Origin of the sequence: Mesorhizobium sp. M7A.F.Ca.US.014.04.1.1 (assembly GCF_003998745.1) — a bacterium.
GTDB classification, from domain to species: domain Bacteria; phylum Pseudomonadota; class Alphaproteobacteria; order Rhizobiales; family Rhizobiaceae; genus Mesorhizobium; species Mesorhizobium ciceri.
Window position 1 is genome coordinate 1 of record NZ_RZRW01001042.1, and the last position, 715, is coordinate 715.

The 715-nt window shown below is 64.1% G+C and carries 1 protein-coding gene; it reads left to right on the forward strand.

Annotation, left to right across the window (positions count from 1 at the left end):
• The coding region (locus EOA22_RS34290; protein ID WP_245478768.1) for a pyruvate dehydrogenase complex E1 component subunit beta at positions 1–715 on the forward strand (715 nt) is incomplete at both ends.

The window sequence follows — 715 nt, forward strand, 5'->3', positions numbered from 1 at the left end:
GCTGCACCGAAGACGGAAATCGCCGCCGATCCGGACATTCCGGCCGGCACAGAGATGGTCTCGACCACGGTACGCGAAGCGCTGCGCGATGCGATGGCCGAGGAAATGCGCCGCGACGGCGATGTCTTCGTCATGGGCGAGGAGGTCGCCGAATACCAGGGCGCCTACAAGATCACGCAAGGGCTGCTGCAGGAATTCGGGCCGCGGCGCGTCGTCGACACGCCGATCACCGAGCATGGCTTTGCCGGCGTCGGCGTCGGCGCGGCGATGGCCGGCCTGAAGCCGATCGTCGAGTTCATGACCTTCAACTTCGCCATGCAGGCGATCGACCAGATCATCAACTCCGCCGCCAAGACGCTCTACATGTCGGGCGGCCAGATGGGTGCGCCGATCGTTTTCCGTGGACCGAACGGCGCTGCCGCACGCGTCGCCGCGCAGCACTCGCAGTGCTACGCCGCCTGGTATAGCCACATTCCGGGCCTGAAAGTGGTGATGCCCTACACCGCCGCCGACGCCAAGGGCTTGTTGAAGGCGGCGATCCGCGATCCCAATCCGATCATCTTCCTCGAGAATGAGATCCTCTATGGCCAGTCCTTCGACGTGCCGAAGCTGGATGATTTCGTGCTGCCGATCGGCAAGGCGCGCATCCACAAGACCGGCAAGGACGTCACCATCGTCTCTTTCGGCATCGGCATGACCTATGCGGTCAAGGCGG